This is a genomic window from Crenothrix polyspora (genome assembly GCF_900163755.1).
Taxonomy (GTDB): Bacteria; Pseudomonadota; Gammaproteobacteria; order Methylococcales; family Methylomonadaceae; genus Crenothrix; species Crenothrix polyspora.
Map to the genome: position 1 here is coordinate 15,444 of NZ_FUKI01000096.1, position 25,842 is coordinate 41,285.

Sequence of the window (25,842 nt, forward strand, 5' to 3'; positions counted from 1 at the left end):
TTAGCGTTGTACAGAATATTCGCTGGAAACAGCGGTTAAAAAGATAGCCCCCAGTGCGCGTTGCTGGGTATTGGTACTCACAATGGCATCGGTGGCCGTCAAAATAATGTGCTTCAGTTGTGGGGACATGCGGCCTTCCAGCAAACCCTGGTTGACCTTTTCCACCAGTGCCGCAGAATCGCCCGCCACATCGGTATACGGTGTCAAATCAATTTTAAAGGCTGTATTGAAATCACCTTTTAGTATTTTGTAGATGACATTGGCGCGTTCCAACGCCTGGCTGGGTGGGTAAATCTGGAATTCCGGCCCGTATAACGCTGAATTTTTAGGCAGCAAAGACAACGGCGAGTAAAAACTGAATACTGTCGGCGGTGTCAGCACTTTCTGGTTTAATTTGGCGAATTCATATTGGAACACACTGGGGTCAGTGATTTGCGCACCCAACGCCCGGCCAAAGCCCAAAATATGCAGGATAGGATCTTTCAAATGCCCTTGCGCAAGCGTAGGTGCTCCTACAGCTTCCACATCCGTCAAGATGGCCGTCAATACAGCTTTAAGATCACCACGCACACCTTGCCCATTATTGACAAACACATCGGCCACACGGCGGATATAATCGGGGCTGGGGTTGCTGGTCACCAACGAGCGTATCAACCGTGTGGCAATAAACGGTGGTAGGTTCGGGTGGTTGAAAATACCGTCAAGCACGGCATTCAAATCCAGTTCCGGCGACTGCCCTGCGGGTAACACTTGGCCTTTCAATAAGGTTTTACTGCCGGTGTCGTGGCTTTCAGTCCTAAATTCCATCGAGCCGACAAAATACTCCGGATTGCGCGTAGCAGGTGCAACGCCAGGTTGGGTTGGGTATGTCCAGCCCGTTAACGCCCGTGAATATTCGGCTATATCCTGTTGGTTATAGGTAGGGATCGGCTGGCCGTTGGCATCTTTTTTCAGGCTGCCGTCCTGGTTAAGTTCCCACAGGCCGATAGTGAACAATTGCAATAACTCACGCGGGTAGTTTTCATTCGGCGCACTGCTGGTAGTCAGTTTACGGCTGTTGGCCAAATCCAGATATTTGCCCATCGTCGGACTGAGTGTTACCTTATAAAGTAAGGTACGGAAATTACCAAAGGCATTACGTGATAACAAACGCACCCAGGGAATCAGCTCAAAGCCGTTGTTATTTTTTCTGGATGACACCACCACCGTTTGGCTTAATGCGAACATCATGCGTTGGCGTAGCTGGTCGCTACCATTGGCCATATTGAGAAACACTTTGTCCAGTACCTGATTAATATCCAGACCGTCAGCCAGCGTACTTTCCGGCATGCTGATTTGCTGGGCTAGCCAAACGGGTATGCCAGATGATTGCAAGGCAGGGATGCTGGTTGGCGTAGGGCCAAAGGTGGCCATTTCCAAAAAGCGACCGGCTTCGTTTCTGCCCATAATGTCCTGGACATTAATATCCACACTGTCTTTCCCCGTACCGCCACGGCCATCGCTGACGGTTAAGGTAAACGTTAACGTGGTGTAGGCGTTGATGGCAGGTGCGATAAAGCTGGGGGTTGCGGTATTCGCACCCACTAAATTGACAGTGACAGCCCCCGCTGTTTGTTGCCAGCTATAGGTCAGTGTATCGCCATCCACATCTGTGCCGCCGCCATTAAGCGTGACCGAACTGCCCTCGCTCACTTGCTGGTCGCTGCCTGCATTGGCGACGGGTGCGTTGTTGTTCAGTACATTCAAACTGACAGTAACCCAGGGAGCACCTAAGCCGCTAGGGTCTGTGACTTTGTAAGTAAAACTGTCCGCACCGACATAATTATATTTTGGGCTGTAGGTAACGACATTGTTGGCTTTGAGCGTGATTTTACCGCCTTGCTTGCTTCCAGCATTAAAGGCATAAACCAGCGGATCACCGTCAGCATCTGTACCGACTAACGCAATGTCAGTCAGTATGTTTTTGTTGGTCGTGATGTTTAATGCTTGGGCAACAGGACGGTCATTAACCGGCCTAACAACAACACTTACCTTGGCTGGTTCGGAATCTAATACACCATCATTCACCTTAAACAAGAAGTCGTCGGGTGTTTGCGGGGTGTTGTTGTAATTGCTGGCAGGTTGGTAATAGGCCGTTGTGCCGACAATATTTACTGCTCCTTTTGCTGGCTGGCTGACAAGGCTATAAGTTAAACTTTTGTTTTCCGGATCTTTACCCGCCAATCGGATGGAAAGTTTGCTGTCCTCATTGGTCGTCACCGTTGCGGGTGTGGCTGTGGGCGGTAAATTAACTGCCGCCATTGCTATAGTGAACGGCATTGCTAAGGCCAGTGCCGCCGCAACCTGCGTGGGCTTACCCATTCTTGAAATACGCCAATTCCTATCACTCGAATTTTTTCTTACTTGCATAGCAATACACTCACCCACTTGTCAATTAAAATCTAAATAGAGCATAAATCACAAAAATCCGACATATTTTATATAATATATTGCATATTTTATTATTTTATTACATAAGTGATCGATATTATTGGCTCCATAACACCTACAATAAATGTAGACCATAAGTATAAAGAACTGAATGAAGTAGAGAAAAAATGTTAAAACAACGCAAAAACATAACCTGTAAGGTGTGTGAATCGTAGCAAACCATCGCAAGCCAGACAGTGGCCAATGTTAGATGTGTTGAGAATCTTACAAACAGTTGTGTTTGGCTTTGGTGTTGTATTAGGTGGGGTGGTTTGTATAATCTATTTGATAATGAATAAATTGTTGTGTTTTAAGACGAATTCCACGCTGTACGTAGCTTAAAAATCAACAGTGCGCTTAACAATTAAAGCTATAAAAAATCTGTAGTTAGCAGAATTAGTGGAAAATAGAGTACAATATACAGGAGTAAGTCAATTACACCCTACGTGCCATGCACGTTTCCAATCTTTCTACAGGTAAATACATGTCCAACGATGTTTCTTCAATACCCTCATTTCGTGATTTAGCCCTGATTGATCCGGTGCTAAAGGCACTCGATGATGTCGGTTATGAAACACCTTCACCCATTCAAGCGCAAGTTATCCCCCTCATGCTGCAAGGCAAAGATGTATTGGGACAGGCGCAAACTGGAACTGGTAAAACCGCCGCGTTCGCACTACCCATCTTATCGCGCATAGATTTAAAACAAAAAGACCCACAAGTATTAGTTTTAGCGCCTACGCGCGAATTAGCGATACAAGTCGCCGAAGCGTTTCAACGTTATGCCATGCACTTAAAAGGTTTCCACGTACTGCCTATTTACGGCGGACAAGATTACAGCACCCAATTACGCCAGCTTAAACGCGGCGCACATGTGGTTGTCGGTACACCCGGCCGCGTCATGGATCACATGCGCAAAGGCACGTTGAACCTGGACGGCTTAAAAGTGCTGGTACTAGATGAAGCCGACGAAATGCTGCGCATGGGCTTTATTGATGATGTGGAATGGGTACTGGAACAAACGCCAGATAACATCCAAATCGCTTTGTTCTCGGCGACTATGCCACCGGTAATCCGAAAAATTGCCCAGGAATATTTACACGAACCTGAGCAGATCACCATTAAAGTCACCACGGCATCTGCTGTCAATATCCGTCAACGTTTTTGGGTGGTCAGTGGCGTACATAAACTGGATGCGTTAACCCGTATTTTAGAAGCTGAAACCTTTGACGGGATGATCATTTTCGTTAGAACCAAAACCGCCACCATTGAGCTGGCTGAAAAACTGGAAGCGCGTGGTTATTCTGCATCAGCCATCAACGGCGATATGTCGCAAACCCTGCGTGAACGTACTATTGCCCATCTTAAAAATGGCAAAGTGGATATTCTGATTGCTACCGATGTTGCGGCGCGTGGTTTGGACGTGGATCGTATTACCCATGTGGTTAACTACGACATTCCTTACGATACTGAATCTTATATCCATCGTATTGGTAGAACCGGTCGTGCCGGTCGTACGGGTGACGCGATTTTGTTTATTGCGCCCAGAGAAAGAAAATTGTTGGCCAATATCGAAAAGGCCACTAAACAAAAAGTGGAAGAAATGGGCTTGCCGTCCACCGAAGTCATCAACAATAAACGTATCTCACGTTTTAAACAAAATATTACCGATACCTTGGCGGCAGAAGAACTGAGTTTTTTCAGCCAGTTGATCGAGCAATATCAGCAAGAACATAATGTCAGCGCCTTAGAAATCGCGGCGGCTTTGGCTAAATTGGTGCAAGGCGATACCCCGTTGCTGATGCAAAATCTGCCTAAAAGACCTAAAGATGACCGTGATAGTCGCGAGGGTCGTGAAGGTCGTGATAGTCGTGACGGTGGTCGTGAAGAAAGAGCGCCCAGAGCACCGCGTGAAGATCGTCCAGACAGAGAGCGTAAACCACGGCGTTCTTTTAGCGAAGGTGCTGATATTGAAATGGAAACTTACCGCATTGAAGTTGGTCATGCACATGGCGTAAAGCCGGGCAATATTGTTGGTGCTATCGCCAATGAAACCGGTATTGACGGTGACCATATCGCGCGTATCCGTATTGAAGACGACTACAGCACGGTAGAATTGCCAGCCGGTATGCCTAAGCAATTGTTTGATGAATTGAAAAAAGTACGCGTGGTAGGGCAATTACTCAATATCTCTAAAATGGACGGTAGCAGCAAGCCGTATAAAGCCGATGATAGCGATAAAAAAGTCGATAAAACTAAAAAGCGTATGGGTTCTGTCTCGCGTAGAGCTAAAGAAAAACCAGCGGAATAGTTCGTTACGCTGTTAACGATAAGATCAGGCGCGTTGGGCTTTAAAACCCAACCGCTTGACCGTTAATGTTATGAGCTGCCGTTGACAAGTTTAGAAGACATGTTAAATCTAAGCTGTCTTTAGATAGAAAACATTGGCTTTAACAGTGGTTTTGGCAAAGCGCTATCGGATTTGGCCAGTGGCATTTTTTGTGGGTATTGTGTTTTCATCTTGTGCGTTTTGCTGAAAATAACGGCCAGTGGCGCAGCAACAATCAGTCGCACGGCTACAGACACTATTATTATGGATGAGAATCGATGATACCGATTAGAGACACTGCGCCGTGTTACTCCAGGCCTTATGTTACCTGGGGTCTGATGGCCATTTGGGTCATTGTTTTTGGCAGCATGAAGTTAATGCCCGATGAGCTGTCGATACGTTTATTAAATGTGTATGGCATGGTACCAATACGTTATTCCAGCGTGCGTTGGGCTGCTGCGGCCAACTTACCGTTTGATTATTATTTTTCGTTTGTCAGTAATTTGTTTTTACACGGTGGTTGGACACATCTGGTAGTTAACTTATTGTTTATGTACATCTTCGGTGACAATGTCGAAGATCGCATGGGTAAATTGTCGTTCATTGTGTTTTACTTGGTGTGTGGTTTTTTTGCCAGTATTTTGCAATGGTATTTTGACCCTATGCTAGCCATTCCCGTTGTGGGTGCGTCTGGTGCTATCGCTGGCGTGTTAGCGGCGTATTTCTTTTTGTACCCGCTGGAACGGGTGATTTTATTTTTATTCCCCATTTTGGTGCCGGTGCCTGCTATCGCTTTTTTGGGTATTTGGATGATGATACAGCTACACGATGCAACCACGTCTGTGCTATTTGAAGGTGGAACGGTTGATGTGGCATGGTGGGCGCATATTGGTGGCTTTATTGCCGGTTGCTTGTTGTATCGGTTTTTTCTTAAAGCGCAACAGGATGATAAAAGTCGGTGGTAATAACGGCTTTAAGGTATAATTTACGCATTCAAAAAGTTGGCTTTTTGACACCAAGCCTTAGCCAGTACAACGCGCTGGACAAGGTGACTCCTAAAAGTTATCAGGAAATCGAAAGAAATATGAACAAAGTTAATGTTGCTGTAGTAAGGCTTGTACAATTTGTAGTGTTTGTGGTGTTTACCTTTATTGTTATGGCGTATTTTGGCGCTATTATTTTATTGCCTTTAGATGCGATCGCCTTGCTAATAAAGTTAATGGGGGTTGTGGGTTTGCATGGTTTCATCGGTGCTTTGATTGCTATACCAGCCGTTGGTTACTTAGTGTTAATGGCTTATAAAACCCCAGGACTTGGCTCTATTGTTATTGAAACGGGGCTTGATCTGGTTGCAACCGGTAAAGCAAAAATTGAAGCTTTCAATGCGATTGCTAGTAATGTAAAAGGTTAATATCCTTCTTTTAAAAAAAGCGCGTCGAGGTTATCGATGCGCTTTTTTTTGTGCCGAAATAAATGGCGATCTGTATGATTAAGCCGCTTTGATGGTTTGCTTACGTGAACCCACTCTATGATTTATCCACCGTACGGTTGTTAACGCAATAACGCCAAATAATCCTCCTCGCTAATGACTTGCACACCTTTTGCACTAGCCGCTGCAATTTTAGCCGCCCCTACATCCATACCGGTCACCAGAAAATCTGTCTTACCTGTAACAGAGGTTGCTACTTTTGCGCCTAAGCGTTTGGCTTGTTGCGACATGGCATCGCGCTTGCCGTGTAGCATTGTGCCGGTAAAAACAATGATCTTACCGGCAATCGGACTGTGGTTTTGCTGTTGCTCAGTAAGAAACGGCGTGCGGGTTAAATTAAAACCCAGTTGATAAATACGCTGGAAATCGTTGTTAATTTTTGCTAAACATGCCACCACCGCAGCAGCGGTTTTATCAGCAAAACCTTCAATGGCCATAATCTGCGGAGCAGTCAGCTGAAAAATATCCGCCAACCGATAATGTTGCAATAAGCGCTCGCAATTGCCCAATCCCATGCGATGAATACCAAACGCACCCAGAAAGCGCCAATCTTCAATTGCTAAACTTTGGCTGAGTTGGCGTTGTGCCAGCAGATTTTGCGCGGTTTTTTCGCCAAAGCCCATGCCAGTCAAGTCTTCCAACGTTAGCTGGTAAATAGCATACACAGAACTGACTCCCGCCGCATGCAGCTTCTGGATGGTTTTGCCCCCAAAGCCGTCATTATTGGCCAGCACCCTAAAAAAATGTTCAATACTGTTTTCAATTTGCGAGGGGCATTGTGTGGTGTTTAAACAATACAGATAATCGCTGTCCCACACCAAGGTGCTGCCACAGCTGGGGCAGTGTTCAGGGATTTGTGGCGTTTTTGGCTTAAGTACGCGCTCAATTTTAGGGATAACCTGGCCGCTACGGGTTAATTCAATCACCGTACCAACACCAATGCCTTGTTCTTTAACCATGCCGTAATGGTGCGCAGTGGCTCTGGAAATTAACGCGCCACTCAATCGCGTGGGTTCTAATTCGGCCACCGGATTAACCCGACCAGAACGTGAGGTTTGTGGCGTGACACTTAACACCGTCACCGTGGCGGTTTCAATATTGCTTTTGTAGGCAATTTGCCAGCGATGATGATGGCGTGTTGCGCCTAAATGGTTTTTTAACGCGTCATTGGTCACTTCAAACACCACGCCATCGACATCGTAGTCCACACTGCTGAGTGTTTGTGTCATGATGTCAGCCAGATTGGTTTTTAAATCTGCCGCACAGCCTTGCCAACTGGGTAATTGAGCAAACGGAAAAAACACCGCCGCGTGGTTTTGAATGGCTTCTAATGCATGTGCTCCCAAATCTTTTTCTTTAATAATACTGGCCTGAAAGTTACGGGCATTGTCAAAATTATCAGCTAAATGGCTGGCAAAATAGCGGAGGCTAATAACAATTTCCCCTGCGCCCTGGCCGCGCAAACCATTGCCAGCAACAATTAAACCACGCTCAAACACACGGCTAATATCGGTGCCTTTTTTGCCGTCGCCGCGCGTATACAATAACGTGCCATCGTCGTAAGCGGCATAACCATCTAACTTGGGGGTGGCTTTAAAGTGTAAGCTGGCTATGTCAATACCAATGTCTTCGGCGGCTTTTTCTAACCGCGTTAGCCATTTTTCTATGCCATCGGCGCTATAGGTTTTTTCGGTGGAGAGCATTTTTTCTGGTAACAGCACGGTTTTGCCAGCAAAGGTGACTTCAGGTTCTACGCTGTTAAGATACGGGTGTTCAGGCTGGCGTTTTTCCAGTTCAGCGAGAAATACGTGATCATAAGCCAGATCGGTAATTAATGGCTCGCCGCCACGGTACAGGCAATTGCACACCTGCAAAAATTCGACTAACTGTGTGTTACTTAATAATGTGGCATCGCTGTGTGCGGCAATATCAGCGATGTGTTCGGGTCGTAAATTGAGTGTGTTTAAAGAGGCTGTTTCAAGTAACTGCCATTGCGATGAGGTGAGCATAATGAATGAGATAACAATAGGTGAGCATTTAGGCCGTGCCGTGCATAACTAATGCGTGTGCCAGTAGAGACGCAAAACTTCACGCCGCTACTGGCGATTTTTACAAACTACGGCGCATGACTTCAACTGTTTCTTCAGAAAGCGGTTGTCTTTGATGATCCCAGGCGACCCCATCCAGTGTTTGTGCTAAATACGCAATCGTATCAACATAATCGTCAAATACAGAAAGTGCATCTTCCAATTGGCCGTGCTGCATAAAAAACACAATGCCCGGGCAATAAAAAGTTTCCAGATTAATGTCGGGAAAAGTGCCGGGTTCAATCATACAGGCCACGCCAAAATCCACTTGCCGAGCGCTATTAACACGTTCAAATATTTTCAGTGAGCCATACTGGAGACCTGCCGATTCAAACGCTTCAAACAAGTCGATGCCATTAAAGCCTCGGTCGGCATTAGCAACAATACTGAATTGAATAATAGCGGGCAGTGATACCCGTGTGTTAGGGTCAAAATTAACCGGTTCAAAATCAAAATCAAGATCAAAATCATCATCTTGTTCAATAACAGGTACGGGTGCTTGTACAACTTTAAGCTGTACGGGTTTTTTCTCAGTCGCTTGCTGCTGAGGCTTGGCGTGGCTTTGCGGTTTATTGACCGTGCTGCCAGTATTACTAGGGTTGCTTTTAGCAATAGGCGTGCTGGGCGATAACGGCACCACGTCAAAATCATCGTGTTCAGGATGCAGTTTCAGCGATTCTTTCAGCGTGCCAATATTTCTTTCGCCATCAAAAAGATTCATGTTGTCAGACGAACGCCGACTTCTTAGGTAGCCCCATAACAACATAGCCATCATGACCAGTAAGCCGGAAGCAATAATTACAATTCTCAATATTTCTTTATCCATTTAGATTTCCGCAAGACTGACTGCTTCTTCAATATCAACAGCGACCATCCGAGACACGCCCGGCTCTTTCATCGTAACACCTGCCAGTTGTTTTGCAATTTCCATAGTGACTTTATTATGGGAAATATACAAAAACTGTACAGATGCTGACATCTCTTCTACCATTTTTGAAAACCGTCCTACGTTGGCATCATCCAGCGGCGCATCAACTTCATCCAGCAGACAAAACGGTGCGGGATTGAGCTCAAAAATTGAAAACACTAACGCCACTGCGGTTAAGGCTTTTTCACCACCCGATAACAAATGGATAGAGCTATTACGCTTGCCTGGCGGCCTTGCAATAATAGTAACCCCCGATTCCAAAATATTTTGATCGGTTAATTCCAGATACGCCTGACCACCACCAAACAGTTTAGGAAACTTTTCCTGTAAGCCGGTATTTATTTTATCGAATGTTTCCTTAAAACGCAGCCTACTTTCTTTGTCTATTTTGCTAATGGCTTGGTCTAACGTGTGCAATGCTTCGACTAAATCCGCGTGTTGTTCATTCAAAAAGCACATGCGCTCACTGTGGGTTTTATAATCTTCTATGGCGGTTAAATTAATCGTGCCCAAACGATCAATATGTGTACTTAATTCATCAACCTTGCGTTTCCAAGTCGACTCTTCTGCCTGTGCTGGTAAAGTGCTTAAAACCTGCTCAATATCGGCATCAATTTCTTTCAGTTGTTCATTAACGGTTTGCTGACGAACTTTGTTTTCTTGTAATTCAAAGCGTAGATGATCCAGCTTTTCTTTTTGCTTTTCAAGCGCTTTTTCTGTCTGTGTTTGTTCAGTTGCCAAGTTTGCAATGTGTGTTTCACTGTCAGCTTGCAGCGTGCGCTGCTGTGCCAGCTGACTTTCCAATTTATTTTTATCAATTAAGCGTTGTGCTAGTTGCTGTTTTTCAGCATCGCGTGGCGTGTTAGTTTGTTGTGATTTTTGTTGCAACTGACTGATATGCTGCGTGCTGTGTTGTTGCTGAAGCTGTAGGCGTTCGATTTGTTTTTGGGTTAAACTTTCCGCAGATCGCAGCGCTTCAATTTGCGCTTTAATGCTGTAGAACTGCTGCTGGGTTTCGTTAACAATGTGTTCGGTGGAGTATTGCTGCGCTTGCAAAGTCTGGCTTAAGGCTTCTAAGTGCTGACGTTTCTCATCTTGCTCAGCCATGATCTGCTCGGCTTCGTCGTGTAACAGCTGTGATTCAGCAATCATTTCAGCATTTTCGGATAATTCTTGGTTGATGTCGTCTAATTCATGCTGGATCTGTTTTAAACGGCCTTGCTGTTGCTCGGCTTTAGTGGTTGCAGCGCTAAATTCGGCCGATTTAAACGATAACGCCGTGTTTAAATTATTGTGTTGTTGCTGACTGGCTTCACGGTTAAGTTCGGCAGTTTTTAACGCGCTTTCGGTATTGTCCAGTTGCGCCTCGCAGCTGGCAATGTCGTTGTTGAGTGTTTCTTGGCGATGTTTTAATGTGCGCAGCTGTTTTTCGCGTTGCAAAATGCCGGTCTTGCTGTCTTTGGCACGGATAATTTTTAGCCAGCCAGGGCCAAACCAAGTGCCATCAGCAGTAATCACTGATTCATAGGTTTTTAGCTGTGTAGACAGCTGTCGTGCCTCATTATGGTTAGTAGCACAGTACACGCCAGATAATAATGCGCTTAAATTCCACGGCGAACTGATTTTATCGCGTAACTGAATTTGCGCCGGTGTGTCGGAGGTGAGCGAACAGTGAGTTTCAAACAGTGTTAACGATTCGTTAGCCAAGCTGCTTAAATTGGCAATAACTGCTTCAGCATTGTCTACGCATATTGCTTCCAAATAACTGCCCAATACCGTTTCCACGGCTAATTCCCAGCCGGATTCAACGTCTAGAAACTCAGCCAAACGCTGATGCTGCTCTAACTTAACTGAGGCCAGCCAAGCTCCCATCGGTTGATTGTCCTTACCCATCGCGTGTTGCTGGAGTAATTCCAGCGAGGTGACTTTACCCTGTACACTGTGGCTTTCCGAGCGTTGCCCGTGTAATTGATTGTGCAACTGTTTAGTCAGTTCGCGTTGTTCGCGAATTTTCTGTAGCAGGCTTGCCAGTTGGCTGTGTAATATTTCGCGGTCTTCAGTCAGTTGTTCAATGCTGTCTTGCAAAGCGTCCAGATCATTTTGGCTGCTTTGCCGGTAAAGATCATCGCGCTCGTTGTGCAACTTGTCCAAACGGTTTTGTAACTGCCTATTTTGGTTATCTAACTGACTAATTTTTACTCGGTGTAGCTCTATTTGGGCTTTGTAGGTGGCGCTTTCCGTACGGTAGGTCTCCCATTGCGCTTGCCAGACGCTGCGTTTTTGCTGTGCATCTTGCTGAATATGCAACGCTTCTTCTTGGGTGGCTTTGGCGATTAACAGCGCTTGTTCAGCGGCCATTAAATCGTGGGCAATATTTTCCAGCGCGTCCCTATCCGCTGCTAACTGCTCAGTTGCATGGGCTTGTTGCTGCTGGCTACGGCTGATTTCCGCCAGTGTTTCTTGGTGGCTGGTTTCGTTATGCTTAATGGTCTGTTGCAAGGTACTGACTTCAGTGACTGCAGCATAATAGGCTTCTTGGATGTGGTTGAACTGCTGTTGCTGGGTTTTATGTTCGTTGCGTTGGTTTTCTAGGCTGCTTTCAAGGCTACGGCGCAGCACAAACAATCGGTTGTGTTCGGTCGCAACGGCCTGTAATTGCGTATCCAGTTGCGTGGCAGCCTGGTAGTAGATATTCCAGCGCATCGCCAATAATTCTAATCTAAACTGGCGCTCTTGCTGTTTGAGTTCGGTGTATTTTTCAGCTTTCTCGGCTTGTTTTTGCAGATGTTTGCATTGCTTATCAACTTCATCACGCACATCATCTAAACGCTCCAGATTTTCCCGTGTTTGCTTCATGCGCGTTTCAGTTTCGCCGCGCCGTTCTTTGTATTTAGAGATGCCAGCGGCTTCTTCGATATGCACGCGCAACTCTTCTGGCTTGGCTTCTACCATGCGAGAGATTGTACCTTGCTCGATAATAGCGTAACTGCGTGAACCTAAACCAGTGCCCAAAAACAAATCGGTAATATCTTTACGCCGACAGCGCGCACCATTGAGCATATAAGACGATAAGCCATCACGACTGATTTGCCTACGAATAGCGATGCTGTCGTATTGGGCGTATTCGCCGCCGAGCTTACCTTCGCTGTTGTCGAAAATCAGTTCGACCGATGCGCTACTGACAGGCTTGCGGCCTGATGAACCGTTAAAAATAACATCGGCCATGCTGCCACCACGCAAATGCTTGGCAGAACTCTCGCCCATAACCCAGCGCACGGCATCTATGATATTAGATTTACCGCAGCCATTGGGGCCGACAATAGCCGTTAAATTGCCTTTAATCGGGATGGTGGTCGGATCGACAAACGACTTAAAACCTGAAAGTTTGATTTTTTCCAGCTTCATAACTGGTAGAATATCCCTATACACAAAGAAAACATTTACTATTTTAGCGGTATTTGACTGACTTTTTATTTTTTATATCTTTTTAACTTAATTCAACATGACAACAACCCCGAGCAAAGTCCTGGAAACCTTTCCTAATCCGCAGCCAGGTCGTGATTACACCATACGCATGACCTTGCCGGAATTTACCTGTTTGTGCCCTAAAACCGGCCAACCCGATTTTGCCACTTTTATTATCGAATATGTGCCAAGTGCGTTGTGCGTGGAATTAAAGTCGCTAAAACTGTATATGTGGGCATTTCGTGAGCAAGGTGCATTTCACGAAGCGGTAACCAATGAAATTCTCAATGATATTATTGCGGCTATTAATCCCAATTTCATGCGCATTCGTGCCGAATTTAATGTGCGTGGCGGTGTATACACCACGGTGATTGTCGAGCATAAAAATCCTGATTGGCAAGTGCCACAGCTTGTCAATTTGCCCTAACTCCTACAAAGCATACTGCCGTTATGACCTTTAAAGAAGCCCTTGCGACGTTGCCACAATATATTTTGCCGCATCATTTTTTGTCGCGCATGATGAGAAAACTGTCGCGCTCAGAAAATACTTTTATTAAGACGCTGTTCATTAAGCAGATTATTAATTATTACGGCGTGAACATGGCCGAATCGAGTGAACAAGACATCACTGCGTTTAAAAGTTTTAACCACTTTTTTACTCGCGCACTCAAGCCAGGCTTACGGCCTATTAGCACTGAAGCCAATGCAATTGCTAGCCCTGCCGATGGCGCAATCAGTCAGGCGGGTGCGATTACAGACGGTAATATTTTTCAGGCCAAGGGCAAAAGTTTTACGGCTGTTGATCTATTAGGTGGCAGTGCAGAACGCGCCGCGCCGTTTAATAACGGCGTGTTCAGTACAATTTACTTAGCACCTAAAGATTATCACCGGATGCACATGCCGCTTACCGGCACGCTGCGCGAAATGATCCATGTGCCGGGGCGTTTGTTCAGCGTCAATACAGTAACAGCCAATAATGTGCCAGGCCTATTTGCCAGAAATGAGCGTGTGGTGGCCATCTTTGATACCGCCGCAGGACCTATGGCCTTAGTGATGGTGGGTGCTATTTTTGTATGCAGTATAGAAACCGTTTGGCATGGCGAAGTGACACCACCGAGCGCTAGCAGTGTTCAAACTTGGCAGTATAATGACAAGCCTATAATACTTAATATTGGCGAGGAACTGGGACGTTTTAATATGGGTTCGACAATTATTATGTTATTGGGTAAAGATGTGGCACAGTGGCGTGAAGGTCTAAACGCTGGGCAATCGGTTAAGCTGGGTGAGAAGATTGGTTGGCTGACCGTGTAAGATAAAGTGTAAGTTTACCGTAAAAGTAATTATTGGCAGATTGGGTTGCATTTTTTTCGCAAAATAATAATCAGCTAGCCGCCCTAAACCGCAGCGAAATATATTATAGAAGGCACTGATTTGCCCAAGCCCTCTGCTTGTAGAGGGCTTATGGTGTCGCTTTGATAACAATTGGCTTTGTAACGCGCACGCTACAGCGCCATTATTTTTTGCGGGTATTTTTTACTTTAAGCCCTGCCAACTCTTTAATTGGATTGTTCGACCAGTTGCCATAAATGGCAACGCGTACTCCCCGACCTTTAGGGTATTTTACCCCGTGTACTTGATTGTTAACTATCTTCACGCCAGCCGCGCTACTGAATCTTAAATCAGAGTCTCTGGCATCATTGCCGGTAAAATCAGACTTTTCTATCTGCACACCTTGCATTTTTGAGCCAATTATATTATTACGAATAAAACTGGTTCTGCGAATAACGGTGCCGATATTCCGCACCCCTAAATAAAAATTCAGCATTTAAATAACATATTGATATTTAATGAATTTTAGTATTTTTTTGGATTTTAGACTTTCGAATTAAAACAAGAAAAATTCATCTCTCGTTTGTTTTTTGTTAAATATAAGCTGATATAAATGACTTTGAAAATACGCCAAAAATTCGACAAATTTATAACATACTGAAATTATTAAATTAAATTTAATCATAAAATTATGAATAGGGGTGCGGAATGTCGGACGGTGTTTTTGTTACCCTCCATAAGCACCACGTTGTTCACAAAAAGACTGTCTCGTACTATTGCACCACGCAGGTTTAGTGGAATAGGTTCGGCTAATTGCTCTTCCTTAGAGCCATATATTTTGGGTTGTTTTTTTAAATTGCCTTCTAAAACAACATTATTCAACTTCGCTCCACCAAAGTTGAGCGAAGCAATTTGATTACCTCTAAAAACAACCCCGTTTAATACTGCACCATCCGATAAATTCACCGTACCTAATTTACCATTCAAAAATACGACGTTTTTTAATTGCACCGCTGATAATGTGCCAGTAAATGATGGATTAATAAACATTTTATTTTCTAGTACGCCGTTTTTTAGCTCTTGATCGTTAAAATTGGCATCATAAATTACCTCACAGTCGCCTTCCGCCATACAAGGCTCTGGTATAGGTTCTGAAATTGACTCCGGTTTTGGCTTAGCTGCAACGACCGTAGTCATCAGCACAGTAAGTAATAAAAAATTAATATATTTGTTTGTGTTATTGATGGTCTTCATGACTTTTCTCTTTGTAGTTTTAATTTTATTGGCTATCCGCCTGAAACGGAATACGCTGCAAGGCTTAACTGTTCGCCCTAAGTCTGTCGGAGGGTGGATGGTTAAATAGATCATGGTTCGACAAACTCAGCACGAACGGCTTTTTGCCCTCAGGTATAACCCCGAAACTGTTCCGCTTTAGTGGGTAGCCATTTTATTTATGACGATAGCTGTATCGTTTATTTAGTTGTTAAAGGTATTACATGCCGCATAGTACCAATACTTTTTGCAAACAGATAGAATCAGTTGTAAATTATTATGAGATACTAAATATAACAAATTGATTTATAAATTGTTATAAAATTTAATTTTTGGTTAATGTAATTTAAAGCTTACATTTTTTGGGTCAGCTTCGGCTTTTTTTGCCAAACAGCACACAAGCTTAGTTATTTGGATATTTAATGCAAGATATTAATATTACTTACAAATTTAAGATGTTTATTTAAAATAGAGCAAAAAAAAATACTACCCAACATGTTCAATGCGTTGGTTATATTGGGCTGGAAAAAGCGCTCAACCCAACCTGCAAAATATGTCTCCGTCTAAATGCGGCACCTAAAATAATTCTAACATCAATGCTGATGCCTCAATCTGCCCCTATCATTTAGAATTATAGGGCGGAATAGCGGCAGCGTATTCCGCCGTCATGCAATACCCAACATTCGGCGCATTACGTATTACGCTAATGCGCTCTATGAATTCCCGCACATTTATCACACCCTTATGAACCATCCAGCATTATCATTAATGAGCATCAATTCTGGCTTAATAGTAACTACGGTTTATCTTGGCAGTAGAATGGCAAAACGGTATTATCAATTGTTTTTTAAGATGAAGCTCATGCAAAAAATACAGGACTACGTCGCATAAAATGCCCAATAGGCACACAATGAATGGGGCGGCGCATGCTATCTTTCAGCAATGATGGCACTGACTGTGCGCCAGTAAAACTTACTCAATTCTTTAAAATATTGAAAAACAATTATGAAATCATCAGCTATTATTCTTCCGGATATTTCTGTTACCCAATCCGAACAATTACCCGTTGTGCCGTTAAAGCAGCCTCACAATCCTTTACATGGTTTAACGCTGGAGACGGTAGTAACAGCATTGGTGGCGCATTATGGTTGGACTGAATTGGCTGAGCGCATACCGATACGCTGTTTTAGTAGCGAGCCGAGTATTGCATCGAGCTTAAAGTTTTTACGTAAAACGCCGTGGGCACGCGATAAAGTAGAAGGGCTTTATGGCTTTATGTTGCGCGATATTAACCGCAATAAGCAGGATGATTAAAGCCACACTATAACGCGTAACGGTTATCGCTTTCTTTGGTGTTGTATCATCCTGATGTCATTTTTAAATCGTTGTTCACGGGTACTGAGTTTAGATATACAGGCTACTAACTTAAAACGGGACAAAAAATAATGATACTGAAGTGGGTTGGGCTGCCTGTTGTTTGGCAATCCAACATTGACAACTATTGAATTATGTTGGGTTGAGAAAAGCATTCAACCCAACCTACATTTTGTCCCAGCTTACAGCATTTTCACAGTTCAATAGTTACAGCGTAACCGTTCATGCTTCGACAAGCTCAGCACGAACGGTGGGCTGTAACTGTCCTAAGTTGAAAACGCTGTAGTAGCCCAGTTTGGTAAGTTGAAGCCACATAGCATCAATAATCTATCTGGCTTCTTTTTAAGACCTGCGAGGTTTTTAAAGCCTCGCAGGTCTGAAATTTACCCGATACTTAAAGAGTATTGAAGTACTAAAATAAAAGCTGTTAATCTTCAATAGTAATGCTGTCACCCCGTTTAACCCAGCCAGGATGCACAACCTTAGCATACACTCCCACGCTGGGTAGTTCTTTGCCAGCAAACGATACAAATGGGGTATTTTTCGCGACCGCATGTTTGAGTATGCCACCATCGGCAGGCAAATCACCTTGAGCAAGCGTTGGCATAACGCAACGAGGGCAAGGATACGAGATATGCACACGCAAAGTATCACCCAAACGAATGGTTTTACCTACCCAGTCATTTTCAACAAAGCCTTCTAAACCGGCGGTATCAAGCATAATATTCGGTCTAAAGCGTCTGGCTTCAAAACGACCCGCAGGATACAGTTTTTGCATGGCTTCTATTGAACTGCTGGTCAGTAAATGCAAGGCGGCATAATCAAAGAATGAGCCTTGTGGGGCATCACCTGCCACACCTTCATTAGAAATTTCATTGCTATCGCCGTCGTACTCTGGCCAATATTGTTCCAATTTGGCAGCATCTGGTGCTTTGGTTTCTAATCTAACGGGGCGACCTAAAAAGCCAGATAGCTTGTCATTAATATCCGTTTGCTCGCTGTGTAATACCGTACCATCTGGCAGTGTAATCCATAGTGCATGGTCTGAATTGGCTTCTAATGGCGCGGTATAGGCGGAACGAAATGAAAAAAAGCCTGGCCATTTTTTTGGGTTTTTAGCACTTACAACCTTATCTGTTTCGACATCAATTAATGCGTAATACCGATCACCTAACAGCCCTGTTAAATTGACCTGTGCGCCGTTAAGTTCTTCACCCATCATGGATTTTACTGGATAGCGCCAGAGCGTAGAGACCGTAATTGCAGATTTGTTTGACATTGCTACTCCGTAGTTATTTTTATGTTGATTTTAAAAGTTCTGTGGCTCAGATGATTTGGTTAATAGGTCTAATGGGAAAAAAATGAATAAAAATTCGATTCTAGCGGTTAACTACCGAGTTTTTAATAGAAAACTGAAAAGTTCTGACGCTTAATGATGACGGTGATGGGGGCCATAAGAAGGCGAGTAATAACCGCTGCCGTAATAGGGATAACCACCCCATCCGCCTCTCATGCCGCCATAATAACCACCGTAAGAACCAAAGCCGCCAAATCCACCGTAGCTATTGTAGTAGTTGTCAGGCTCATATTTTGGCCACATAAATATCGTTTGTGATAAAACCACTGGCAGTTTAAGTATTCTTTTATCAACTGTGCGTTCTGTGTCACCCGCTAATGGACCAAATACCGTCACTTCAGTATTTTTGGTATACACGATAGGATCGAGAAATGTGGAACTTTGGATTATAAAACGACCGCCACTGCTTTGATCGATTTGTGGTCTGCCATAGCTGTTTAATGGATACAGTAGGACTTGAATAAAGCTTTGATATTGTTTATTTTCTACATCAATAATCACCCCGCCCCAGCGCACAACAGTATTTTTATGGCTATTAATGTTTTGCATAGCCTGGCTGTAAGAAATATCTATTGATGGCGTATTTTCAATATTACGCGGTAGATTCGAACAGGCGCTTAACAACAAACAGCTGGAAATTAAATATTTTTTCATAAAACCGCCCTATATTGTCAGATGCTGCTATAAGGCGCTAATAATAGCGTATTCAACTCCTGCATCCAAGAGGCAATTTTAAAATCACTGATCTGCTTGTGGCGTAATATAACCTTGTAAATGCCGCTCTGGTAACCGCTTTGTCAAATGGTTGAAGTCAGTTGCTCATTAGTTTTGAACATATATAAACCATTATTATTAATGGTATTTTATGTGTATTATTTTTGATAAACTGAAACATGCTATTGGCGAAAGTGTTATTTTGACACTAAAGAAAATAAAATTTATTTTAAAAAGAATTACTGTTGTTTACCTGTGTATAAACAGCGACTAAATCTCGGATGACTTGCTGAGAGGCTTGCGCGTAATGACCATCTTTAAGTTCTGCAAGCGCTGTAGACTTATCTTGTGTTTGTGCTAAATGCAACACTTTACCCGCGCAGCTGTGAAAATGAGCATGATTTTTTTGCAGTTGTTCAAATTGCACTAATGAAGAAAATTTTTGAGTACCCGTGCTGTGAATCCATTTGCCAAGCAGGCATTGATCATCACGGCTAACCACTTCAACTTGCAGTGTTTCCGCCGAACTGCCGTCAACGACAGAGGTAAGACGCTTCTTCCAATTTTGATGCGCCTCAATAGCGGATATAAAATTCAAGCCGACTGTTTCTTCAGCTTTAATATGCGTAATGTCTACCGCTGCAAAAGCCGATACTATCGGTTTAGGCTTTTTTCTATTCAGTAAGTTTTTAAACCAGTTTTTAAACATCACAGCGCATACTCCCCAATAATTAAAATTAATCAAACTTAGGGCTATCTACTTAAAATAGGACAAAAATAATAATGCTTTAGGGTTGGGCTGCGTACTGTTTGGCAATCCAATTTACATTGTTGTTCCTGACTTGATAGCCCAATTTAGAAACACAGGTCATAAATAACCTGAGTCTTAAAGCTAAGTGTAGTAGGACACTGGCGTTTTTTAAGGGCGATTCAAAATTAAATAGTTGCTAAGTGTAGCGGTTATAAACCATTTGTAACATGTGTAATTCGCCCGTTTCCGGCGCATTCCAACCGCCAGTTTGAATATCAGCCAAAATTTGTTGACCTTGTGTATCTTGTGTCATGTTGGTTAACACTTTAATCAATTCCTCGGCGTGATTTTTTATGTGTGGCGAAATACAAAATAAATGTGACGCGAAATCGGTTTCGCTCTCATCCAGTTTTTGCACGTTACTGCGGCTGAATGACGATAAGCCCTGAAAGGTTTTTTTCAGCATAAAAACCAAATCGCATTTACCACGAATTAGTGACTGTAAGGCTTTTATTTCGTTGCCGGCAATATCAAAAACAAACTGTGCCGAATCTACACCACTTTCATCACATAAAAACCGCCCTAATAAATACACAAAGCTGCCTTCGGTGGCGACACTCACTGTTAATCCTTGCAATTCTTTTAAGCTACGATCGTCATCAATACGGGTCAATATAACCACTTCATCGGCTTCAGCAATGGGTTTTAAAATAGGAATAAAGCCATGATTTTTTATCATTTCGCAGGCTTCAAACGGTTTAGCAAATAATAAATCAGTTAAATTACCATTGGGTGTATTGGCCGCTTGCTCAAAATGAATAGCGCGATTTAATTTGCGTTGTAAATAAGTATTGAGTAAATACCAGCCAGTCAGTTGTTGACCGGATTGCAAGGTGGCAACAAAATTTAATTTATCGTGTGGAATATGTACTGCAACGGGTTTGTGTTCCGCGTGGCGAGGTGGCTCTGGATTAAGTGCAGGGCTGTCGACGCTTAAAGCAATATCTTTGGTTGTCGAACTGATAAAACGACCAAGGCCGGTAATCTTAAACAGCATATTAATCATACGATTTAAACGCTGCACTTCAACTTTAATTTTTTTATTTTCCCAGTCTTCAAACAATTTTAATAGCAACGACAAACCCATGGAATTAACGCGCTCAACTTTGCTAAAATCCAGCAATACATGTGAGCCCGCTTGTGCTGTCGTCAGTGATTGTAACGCGGAAGCGGCATGTGCATCTATTGAGCCTACGAACATATAACGACACATTTCGCCTTGCTTGGAGACTTCTTCAATACTGAAGGTATTTGACATCAACATAATTAAATCTCCTTTAGGCGGCTTCGTGTTCGCTGTGGTAGAGGAATTGCACGCCTGAATCGACATTCATATCGACCGTGCCGTGTAAATCCCATAAAGTGGTCACTTGGGTACGTTTTTGTGGGTGTACACGGATTTGCAGATAATCGGCTAAGCGCCACATCATATACAAGCCTACACCACCAATACCCGCTTCAACACCTTCTTCCATTGATCGTGCTATGTTTTTTAAGAATATACCCGGTGTTAACGTGCCCCAGTTGTCGGTAATCATTAACCCTAAAAAATCTTGACTGAGCGCAATGTCTATCCGTACTTCTTCATGCTCTGACAATTCTCTGGATTCACCTTTGGTGTAATATGCCACGCCTTTACCGTCACGGGGTGCGGCATATAAGCTGTTTTCAGTCATTTCATCCAAAATCACCATTAAAGCCTCCAGTTGTTCGGCGGCAATGCGGCCTTGATCGGCTAGCCATGATTGAATTTCTTCCATAATGAATAGTTTGTCTTCGGTATGGGTTAAATGGAATTGACGGTGTTCTGCGTTGCCTGGCATGAGCGCGAATAAATCATCACTGGGTGAGTCATGGTGTTGATTGAGTAAATGTTCCCAGCCAAGTTTTTTGCAGACATCATCATGGCGCGGCAAAATACGGCAAATACCATCTTGACTAAAACGGGTCAGTAAGTCGGCATAACCATGCTCAGCCAGAAAAACCACATATTCTTTTGAAATCCGTGGAATAGGGTGTTCGCCTTGGCGGTAGAAATTTTCTGAAATACGAATAATATCGCTGACTTCATTATCCATCGTGCTGGCTTGTGTTACCCGATCACTGTGAACAACGATGGCAATGGTTACGTCATCGGTATAGGCTGTACCACGGCAATGCATGGCCAGTGCGTCTAATAATTTGCCACGCAAGGTGTCAACATCGGCATCGGTGTAGGCATTCAGTACCGCTTCCAAACGATCATAACCAAATGCTTCACCAGAAGGTGATTCTTCTTCCACTAAGCCATCGGTGTATAAAAACAGCTTGTCACCCACGTTCAGCGTCAACTCCATTGCATAGGCACGATAATCGGTATCAAGACTTTTGCCCAGTGGTAAACCAGACGCTTCCAGCATTACCCATTCATGGCTTTGATAACGCAGTACGTAAGGTAAAACGTGGCCTGCGTTAGCAAACAGTAATTTGCCGGTACGTGCATCAAGGCTTAAGCACGCCATAGTCATTAATAATGATTGTTGTGCGGTAGCGCGAATGGTTTTATTGAGTGAGCTTAAAATTTCCGCAGGGCTGGTAATGCCGCTAACAATAAGAGGGTAAACACCGGCTTTGGCCGCTGATACCAAGGTTCCCGCTGCCACACCATGACCACTTACGTCACCAATGAGCAAAATATTATGAAAGCCGCCAATGTTGTAGTAATCGTAATAATCGCCACCAACCTCACTGGAGGTTAACAAATTAGCTTGGCCTTGCATACCGGGTAAGTTGATGTGTGGGCTAGGTAAAATAGCGCGTTGCAACGCCGCCGCCAAGTTGATTTCGCCTTGTAAACGCAGACCAATTTCAGCCAGTTCTATGTTGGCTTGCTGGGCTTTGCGCTGTGCATCTTTACGGTCGGTAATGTCCAAACCCGTGGCTAAAAACATAACCGGCTGTTTGGTTACTGAATTTTTAAGTACGGTTGAATTCCATACTACGTCAATTAACTCGCCGGTACTGATGCGCATTTTGGTTTCAATTTCTTCACCAAATTTTACCGCACCGGACATCATATTGTTAAACAGTGTTTCCAGTGCATTAAGATTATCGTCGGGAATACAACGTTTAAAAAAATGACTGCCTTTGATTTCTTCTTCTGACCAGCCGGTGTCATTTTGTGCATGTTGATTGAACAGTACAATTTGTCCTTGTGCATCAAGCCCTACGATGAGTGAATGCGTGGTGTTAATGACGTTATCTGCTTCTTGTTTCATAATCAAGGCTTTTTCTTGCAAACTGGAAATTAACGGATGCAAAAGCAAAAAACCCACCGTGATTAACGATGCCAGGGTAATCACAAAAGAGATATGCTGTTTGTTAATAGTCGCGCTGAGCATAAACTCACTGTGGCGCTGTTGTATTAACGATACGCGGCTGATTTCGTCAAGTATGACGGGGGTATAGACAAAAAATAAACGGCTAAGATCAGTATTGGTTAGGGTGATTTCACCTGCAGGAATACGTTGCAGCTTACGGGCAATGGATAAATACTCTCGCATAACCGTATCTAAGGGTTTAGCGCCTTCAAAATACAGTTGCCTTAATTCTGTGGATAATTGCCCGGGTATATGAATCAGTCGTTGCCCTTCTCGAATAAAGCGCACGCCTTCACGTAACGCCGCGTGAGATTCTTCTAGCTGAATGATATTGGAAATGATTTTGGAGTCTATCTTGCGTACTTCGGTAGCATCGGTGAGATAGGTTTTGTGTGTGAGCGACAGATTAATTTCTTCAATAAGTTGCCCTTGTTCGCTGCTAATTTTAACCAGTAGCGCGTTACCTTCCTGTTCTCTAATATCGGTAATTAATACCAGGTAGGTAGCACCAGAAACCAAAGCTAACAACACCAATACCACGGCGTATTGATCTAATAAGTAGTTAATAATGCGTTGAAAAATTTTTTGCATACTCCCCCCTTCAGTGGCGAACGTTATTTATGATGCATAACGTATTGTGCTACGGATAGTTGAAAAAACAGCGGTGTGATCAAAGCTAGAAAATAACACCAGAAGATTGTTTTAATAATGACGACTACCCACAGTTTATTTTTTAGTGGCTTAATAAATGAGCAATTTTTTAATCAAATCAAGATAAGCTCAATTTATACGCCGCTAGCATTGTGGCACAAAATTAACGAGGAAGCATGTAAAAATACATGACATAGAAACAATGTTTTATCGAAAATAATATTTCAATAGCTACTGACAAAAGGAGCTAGACTAGGTAGTGTTTAATTTACAAGGCTTCTTGGTTGTGTTCAATAAGTTGACATATGCTAACGGCACTTCCCTTGTTAATAGCTAAATTAACAAGGGAATTATGCGGATTTTTATTCTTCCGTGCGTTGCCGCTTCTTTTTTTCTACTTCGGCGGCTGCGGGTTCAACTGTTGGCACTGGTTCTGCTGCGGGTTCAGGTGTTGGTTCCGTCCTTGGTGTAGGCGGCTCTGGTGTGGGTTCGGGTATCGGTTCTGGCCTTGGTGTCGGTGGTTCTGGTGTGGGTGTCGGTGGCTCTGGTGTCACTGTTGGTTCAGGTGTCGGTGTAATTGCCGTACAGCCACCCATGCCATCCGCTATTTCATCGCTGTCGCAGTGATGAATTTCAGGTGTTGGTTCAAGTGTTGTTGGTGGTTCAGGTGTTGGTGTAATTGGTGTACAGCCGCCCATGCCATCTGATACTTCGTCGCTGTCGCAGTGATGAGTCGATGGTTCTGTTGGTGTTGGCGCAGGTGTTGGTGTAATTGTTGTACAACCCCCCATACCATCAGGTACCTCATTGCTTTCACAATGTGTTGGTTTTGGCTTGCAACCGCCCAAGCTATCAGCTATTTCATCGCTGTCGCAGTGATGAGTCGATGGTTCTGTTGGCGTTGGCGCAGGTGTTGGTGTAATTGTTGTACAACCCCCCATACCATCAGGTATCTCATTGCTTTCACAATGCGTTGGTTTTGGCTTGCAATCGCCCATACCGTCAGGTATTTCGTCACTTTCACAATGTGTTGGTTTTGGCTTACAGCCGCCTATGCCATCGAGTTCTTCATTGATAGCACAATTTATGGGCGGTGGGCAGCCATCATTAACTTCTCCCTGCTCATGATGGTGAATTCTGCCATCGCAGGGCGGAGGTGGAGGCGGAGGTGGAGGCGGATGAGGGCAGTCAGTATAATCCACACGGCCAAACATCGGAACAGGGCAGGGTGGCGGAGGTGGAGGGGGCGGCGGCGCAGGCAGATGCGTGCCCTTTTTAAGATAAGTATGGCCGCCGTATCCGCCATAACTGTGGTTATAGTTATAGCCGCCGTATGCGCCCCACCCGTACGGCGAATACCCAGAAGCGGTTTGTGGTGCTGGCCAAAGATAAATCATTTCTGATAAGACCACAGGTAACACAAGGTTTCTTTGATCAATGGTGCGTTCGATAAGGCCGCTCAGTGTGCCAAAAGCGGTTACTTCGGTATTGGCTTTATAAATCACCGGATCAAGAAATTTAGGGCTTTTTATCATAAAGCGGCCAAGACTGTTTTGTTGCAAGTCTGGCCTGCCATTGCTGTTTAGCGGGTAGAGTAAAACGTGAATAAAGCTGTGGTATTGATAGCTTTCTACGGCAATAATAACGCCACCCCAACGCACAAGGGCGTTTTTGTAATACGCTATATTTTGAATGGCTTGCAAATAGCTAAGGTCGTTTAACGGGGGATTTTCAATACGGGGTGGTAGGTGTGTGCAGGCGCTTAATAATAAGCAACCAGAAAGTAGGTATTTCCTTATTAACTTTCTCATAAGATTAGATTTTAATGGCTAGGGATAAGAGCGCAATGTCTTCAACGGTAGGGTTTTAAAGGATTTATTAAGCCGAAACAACACGATTAACTAATCGTGTTGAAGCCAGTTAGCCAATAGCGTTAAACCATAAAAAATAACCAAAACAACCGTCATCTAATACTGCAATAGTTAGACTGACGACCGATGAACAGCTAATGCGTGTGAGTGTCTTGTGTTAAATGAATGATTATTGTTAATGCGCTTGCTGCTTTTGACCTGATTGGACTTTTTGTTGCTGTTGTTGCTGATAAGCTGTGTTATAGCTATTGTGTTGATTATGCGGGTGGTGGCTGCGATAACCACTATAGTTACCGCTCAGTGTTTTGTTCATGCGTGTCTCCTCAGTATTTTTTTG

At 43.8% G+C, this 25,842-nt stretch carries 19 protein-coding genes; 6 read left to right on the forward strand and 13 right to left on the reverse strand.

Features of this window, described 5'->3' with window-relative positions; genetic code table 11:
- The gene (locus CRENPOLYSF2_RS06440; RefSeq protein WP_176371055.1) at positions 1 to 2,361 is read right to left on the reverse strand and encodes a DUF1800 domain-containing protein; all 2,361 of its coding nucleotides are present in this window, start codon (positions 2,359 to 2,361) and stop codon (positions 1 to 3) included.
- Between the two features lie 592 nt (positions 2,362 to 2,953).
- Between CRENPOLYSF2_RS06440 and CRENPOLYSF2_RS06445 the strand changes: the two genes are divergently transcribed.
- The 3 genes from CRENPOLYSF2_RS06445 to CRENPOLYSF2_RS06455 all read left to right on the forward strand — a co-directional run bounded on the left by CRENPOLYSF2_RS06445 (position 2,954) and on the right by CRENPOLYSF2_RS06455 (position 6,209).
- On the forward strand, positions 2,954 to 4,780 hold the full coding sequence (locus CRENPOLYSF2_RS06445; protein ID WP_087143131.1) for a DEAD/DEAH box helicase: 1,827 nt from the start codon (positions 2,954 to 2,956) through the stop codon (positions 4,778 to 4,780).
- A 296-nt stretch (positions 4,781 to 5,076) separates the two neighbouring features.
- The gene (locus tag CRENPOLYSF2_RS06450) at positions 5,077 to 5,763 is read left to right on the forward strand and encodes a rhomboid family intramembrane serine protease (protein ID WP_087143132.1); all 687 of its coding nucleotides are present in this window, start codon (positions 5,077 to 5,079) and stop codon (positions 5,761 to 5,763) included.
- A gap of 119 nt (positions 5,764 to 5,882) precedes the next feature.
- Positions 5,883 to 6,209 (forward strand): hypothetical protein, encoded by a 327-nt coding sequence (locus tag CRENPOLYSF2_RS06455; RefSeq protein ID WP_087143133.1) that lies wholly within the window; start codon positions 5,883 to 5,885, stop codon positions 6,207 to 6,209.
- Between the two features lie 140 nt (positions 6,210 to 6,349).
- Here CRENPOLYSF2_RS06455 and CRENPOLYSF2_RS06460 read toward each other — a convergent pair whose 3' ends face one another.
- The 3 genes from CRENPOLYSF2_RS06460 to smc all read right to left on the reverse strand — a co-directional run bounded on the left by CRENPOLYSF2_RS06460 (position 6,350) and on the right by smc (position 12,707).
- Positions 6,350 to 8,296, reverse strand: a complete 1,947-nt coding sequence (locus tag CRENPOLYSF2_RS06460; protein WP_087143134.1) for a helix-hairpin-helix domain-containing protein — start codon at positions 8,294 to 8,296, stop codon at positions 6,350 to 6,352.
- Between the two features lie 100 nt (positions 8,297 to 8,396).
- Positions 8,397 to 9,200 carry a cell division protein ZipA C-terminal FtsZ-binding domain-containing protein gene (locus CRENPOLYSF2_RS06465; protein WP_087143135.1) on the reverse strand — a complete coding sequence of 268 codons (804 nt, stop codon included), beginning with the start codon at positions 9,198 to 9,200 and terminating at the stop codon, positions 8,397 to 8,399.
- The gene (gene smc / locus CRENPOLYSF2_RS06470; RefSeq protein WP_087143136.1) at positions 9,201 to 12,707 is read right to left on the reverse strand and encodes a chromosome segregation protein SMC; all 3,507 of its coding nucleotides are present in this window, start codon (positions 12,705 to 12,707) and stop codon (positions 9,201 to 9,203) included. It abuts the gene before it with no gap.
- Between the two features lie 97 nt (positions 12,708 to 12,804).
- On the opposite strand from smc, the gene queF reads away from it, so the two are divergent.
- Together queF and asd are read left to right on the forward strand one after the other, a co-directional pair.
- Positions 12,805 to 13,194 (forward strand): preQ(1) synthase, encoded by a 390-nt coding sequence (queF, locus tag CRENPOLYSF2_RS06475; protein WP_087143137.1) that lies wholly within the window; start codon positions 12,805 to 12,807, stop codon positions 13,192 to 13,194.
- 23 nt (positions 13,195 to 13,217) lie between these two features.
- Positions 13,218 to 14,078, forward strand: coding sequence for an archaetidylserine decarboxylase (asd, locus tag CRENPOLYSF2_RS06480; protein WP_087143138.1), 861 nt, complete (start codon positions 13,218 to 13,220; stop codon positions 14,076 to 14,078).
- 202 nt (positions 14,079 to 14,280) lie between these two features.
- Here asd and CRENPOLYSF2_RS06485 read toward each other — a convergent pair whose 3' ends face one another.
- Positions 14,281 to 14,592, reverse strand: coding sequence for a hypothetical protein (locus tag CRENPOLYSF2_RS06485; protein ID WP_087143139.1), 312 nt, complete (start codon positions 14,590 to 14,592; stop codon positions 14,281 to 14,283).
- Between the two features lie 185 nt (positions 14,593 to 14,777).
- Positions 14,778 to 15,350 (reverse strand): pentapeptide repeat-containing protein, encoded by a 573-nt coding sequence (locus tag CRENPOLYSF2_RS06490; RefSeq protein ID WP_087143140.1) that lies wholly within the window; start codon positions 15,348 to 15,350, stop codon positions 14,778 to 14,780.
- Between the two features lie 1,023 nt (positions 15,351 to 16,373).
- Between CRENPOLYSF2_RS06490 and CRENPOLYSF2_RS06495 the strand changes: the two genes are divergently transcribed.
- Entirely contained in the window at positions 16,374 to 16,682 is a 309-nt protein-coding gene (locus CRENPOLYSF2_RS06495) for a VF530 family protein (RefSeq protein ID WP_087143141.1), read from the forward strand.
- Between the two features lie 487 nt (positions 16,683 to 17,169).
- Here the strand turns inward: CRENPOLYSF2_RS06495 and CRENPOLYSF2_RS06500 are convergent, their stop codons facing one another.
- The 7 genes from CRENPOLYSF2_RS06500 to CRENPOLYSF2_RS18800 form a co-directional block, all read right to left on the reverse strand.
- Complete coding sequence (locus tag CRENPOLYSF2_RS06500; RefSeq protein WP_087143142.1) at positions 17,170 to 18,021, reverse strand: MOSC domain-containing protein; 852 nt, start codon at positions 18,019 to 18,021, stop codon at positions 17,170 to 17,172.
- Between the two features lie 150 nt (positions 18,022 to 18,171).
- Positions 18,172 to 18,753 (reverse strand): Slp family lipoprotein, encoded by a 582-nt coding sequence (locus CRENPOLYSF2_RS06505; protein ID WP_087143143.1) that lies wholly within the window; start codon positions 18,751 to 18,753, stop codon positions 18,172 to 18,174.
- Between the two features lie 289 nt (positions 18,754 to 19,042).
- On the reverse strand, positions 19,043 to 19,522 hold the full coding sequence (locus CRENPOLYSF2_RS06510) for a CZB domain-containing protein (RefSeq protein WP_087143144.1): 480 nt from the start codon (positions 19,520 to 19,522) through the stop codon (positions 19,043 to 19,045).
- A gap of 238 nt (positions 19,523 to 19,760) precedes the next feature.
- On the reverse strand, positions 19,761 to 20,888 hold the full coding sequence (locus CRENPOLYSF2_RS06515) for a PhnD/SsuA/transferrin family substrate-binding protein (protein ID WP_087143145.1): 1,128 nt from the start codon (positions 20,886 to 20,888) through the stop codon (positions 19,761 to 19,763).
- A 13-nt stretch (positions 20,889 to 20,901) separates the two neighbouring features.
- Positions 20,902 to 23,574, reverse strand: coding sequence for a SpoIIE family protein phosphatase (locus CRENPOLYSF2_RS06520; protein ID WP_087143146.1), 2,673 nt, complete (start codon positions 23,572 to 23,574; stop codon positions 20,902 to 20,904).
- Positions 23,575 to 23,996: 422 nt separating this feature from the next.
- Positions 23,997 to 25,445 (reverse strand): Slp family lipoprotein, encoded by a 1,449-nt coding sequence (locus CRENPOLYSF2_RS19015; RefSeq protein WP_217884079.1) that lies wholly within the window; start codon positions 25,443 to 25,445, stop codon positions 23,997 to 23,999.
- Positions 25,446 to 25,680: 235 nt separating this feature from the next.
- Entirely contained in the window at positions 25,681 to 25,818 is a 138-nt protein-coding gene (locus CRENPOLYSF2_RS18800) for a hypothetical protein (RefSeq protein ID WP_176371056.1), read from the reverse strand.
- Positions 25,819 to 25,842 lie beyond the last annotated feature (24 nt).